Below are 2,764 nucleotides of genomic sequence, written 5' to 3' on the forward strand. Positions count from 1 at the left end.
CGATGATGGTCTGGCCGGTCTCATCGTCGGTGTGGACGCGGAAGGTCGGGTCCTCTTCGGCCAGGCGCTGGATCGCCGCCGACAGCTTCTCCTGATCGGACTTCGTCTTGGGCTCGATGGCCTGCTCGATCACGGGGGCGGGGAAGTCCATCGACTCCAGCACCACCGGGTTGGCCGGATCGCACAGGGTCTCACCGGTGGTGGTGTCCTTCAAACCCATCACCGCGATGATCATGCCGGCGCCGATCTGATCGATCTCCTCGCGCTTGTTGGCGTGCATCTGGTAGATCTTGCCGATCCGCTCCTTGCGGCCCTTCGTCGAGTTCAGCACCTGCTGACCCGCCTTGAGGATGCCGGAGTAGACCCGGATGTAGGTCAGCTTGCCCAGGTGCGGGTCGGCTGCGATCTTGAACGCCAGCATCGACAGCGGTTCCTCGTTGGAGGTGTGCCGTTCGATCACCTGATCGGGGTGACCGGGCTTGAAGCCTTGGATGGCCGGGATGTCCAGCGGGGAGGGCAGGTAGTCGATGACCGCGTCCAACATCGGCTGCACGCCCTTGTTCTTGAAGGACGAGCCGCAGATGACGGCGGTGATCTTGTTGGCGATCACGGCGCGTCGCACCGCCGCCTTGATCTGGGCGGCGGAGAGTTCCTCGCCTGTCTCCTCCGCCTCGAGCCAGGCCTCGGCGAAGTCGTCGTCGTGGTCGGCCAGAACGTGGATGAGTTCCTCACGCGCAGACGCGGCGGCCTCGGCCATCTCGGCGGGGATCTCCTCGACGACGTAGTCCTCGCCGATGGTGGTTTCACCGCGCCACATCAGCGCGCGCATGCCGACCAGGTCGATCACGCCCTGGAAATGCGACTCAGCACCCACCGGCAACTGCAGGACCGCGGCCACGGTGTGCAGGCGCTCCCGGATGGTCTTCACGCAGTAGTCGAAGGACGCACCGGTGCGGTCGAGCTTGTTGACGTAACAGATTCGGGGGACGCCGTACCGCGTGGCCTGACGCCACACCGTCTGGGACTGCGGCTCGACGCCCGCGACGCCGTCGAACACGCACACCGCGCCGTCGAGCACCCGCAGCGACCGCTCCACCTCGATGGTGAAGTCGACGTGCCCGGGGGTGTCGATGATGTTGATCTGGACGTCCTTCCAGAAACAGGTCGTCGCGGCGGACGTGATCGTGATCCCGCGCTCCTGCTCCTGCTCCATCCAGTCCATGGTGGCGGCGCCGTCGTGCACTTCGCCGATCTTGTAGTTGATGCCGGTGTAATACAGCACCCGCTCGGTGGTGGTGGTCTTGCCGGCGTCGATGTGGGCCATGATGCCGATGTTGCGAACTGCTGCCAGGTCCTGGTTCGAGTCGATCGCCACTTTGGGCTCAACCTTCCGTTCTGCTGAGTTGGCGCCCTGGATTCAAGACGCCCAAGCTGTGCAGCGCACCCAGCGGTCAGGGCGCCCTGTTGTCAGGCACAGGGCACGGCTCGGTGTGCCGCGCCCTGTTGGGGGATCAGTGCTGCGCTGATGTCACCAGCGGTAATGGGCGAAGGCGCGGTTGGCCTCGGCCATCTTGTGGGTGTCCTCGCGACGCTTGACCGAGGCGCCGAGCCCGTTGGACGCGTCCAGCAATTCGTTCATCAAGCGCTCGGTCATCGTCTTCTCCCGACGCTGTCGGGAGAAGCTCACCAGCCAGCGCAGCGCGAGGGTGTTGGCCCGGGCGGGCTTCACCTCGATCGGCACCTGGTAGGTGGCGCCACCGACCCGGCGGCTCTTGACCTCCAACGCCGGACGGATGTTGTCCAGCGCCTTCTTCAGCGTCTGGACAGGATCGATTCCGGTCTTCGCCCTGGTGCCTTCGAGCGCGTCGTACACGATGCTCTGCGCGGTCGTCTTCTTGCCGTCCAGCAGGATCTTGCTGACCAGCTGGGACACCAGCGGGGAGCCGTAGACCGGATCGACGACGACGGGACGCTTCGGGGCGGGACCCTTGCGAGGCATTACTTCTCCTTCTTCGCGCCGTAACGGCTGCGCGCCTGCTTGCGGTTCTTGACACCCTGGGTGTCCAGCGAGCCGCGGATGATCTTGTACCGCACGCCCGGCAGGTCCTTCACTCGGCCGCCCCGCACGAGCACCATGGAGTGCTCCTGGAGGTTGTGGCCGACACCGGGGATGTAGGCCGTGACCTCCACGCCCGAGGACAGCCGGACGCGGGCGACCTTGCGCAGCGCCGAGTTCGGCTTCTTGGGGGTCGTGGTGTACACGCGGGTGCACACGCCACGACGCTGGGGCGAACCCTTCAGCGCTGGGGTCTTGTTCTTGCTGACCTTGTCAGTGCGGCCCTTGCGGACCAACTGCTGGATAGTGGGCACCGGCTGGTATCTCTTTCCTTCGTGGTTTTGTGGCGCGCGCCGAGCGCCACCAATCGTGACCCCTGAACCTGTCGAAGGGGCCGGATCGGACGCGGCGCACGCACGCATGGTTCGGTCGCCCGAACACAACGATCAAGGCTACTTGACCGCTCGGTGGAGAGTCAAAAACGCGGCGATCCGGCACCGCTCCCGGTCGACAAGGACAGCGCGGCGGCGAGGTTCGTCCTGAGTTGGCTCAGATGAGTGCCGTTCAGGAGGTGGTCACCGCTTCGAGCGGCTCGATCAGGGACCATTCGGGGCCTTCAGAGACCCACCCGGCGCATCGGTCCTTGTGGATCGCAAGTGGTCTGAAGCCAGGCCAGTTGCACCTCACTGGATAATGGCGCGGCACTGA

Annotated in this window: 3 protein-coding genes; all 3 read right to left on the minus strand. The window is 65.3% G+C overall.

Going from position 1 to position 2,764, the window contains the following annotated elements; all coding sequences use genetic code 11:
• A partial coding sequence (gene fusA / locus AAFP05_RS01965; protein ID WP_341728174.1) for an elongation factor G occupies positions 1 to 1,324 on the minus strand: 1,324 nt, incomplete at its 3' end.
• 204 nt (positions 1,325 to 1,528) lie between these two features.
• Positions 1,529 to 1,999, minus strand: coding sequence for a 30S ribosomal protein S7 (gene rpsG, locus AAFP05_RS01970; protein ID WP_341728173.1), 471 nt, complete (start codon positions 1,997 to 1,999; stop codon positions 1,529 to 1,531).
• Complete coding sequence (rpsL, locus tag AAFP05_RS01975) at positions 1,999 to 2,370, minus strand: 30S ribosomal protein S12 (RefSeq protein ID WP_020488528.1); 372 nt, start codon at positions 2,368 to 2,370, stop codon at positions 1,999 to 2,001. Before rpsL ends, rpsG begins: the two co-directional genes overlap by 1 nt.
• Positions 2,371 to 2,764 lie beyond the last annotated feature (394 nt).

Origin of the sequence: Brooklawnia sp. (genome assembly GCF_032229645.1) — a bacterium.
GTDB lineage: Bacteria > Actinomycetota > Actinomycetes > Propionibacteriales > Propionibacteriaceae > Brooklawnia.

Bases quoted from the DNA above. Each gene is read 5' to 3' on its own strand.
- rpsG (WP_341728173.1), bottom strand. From the start codon at position 1,999: ATGCCTCGCAAGGGTCCCGCCCCGAAGCGTCCCGTCGTCGTCGATCCG.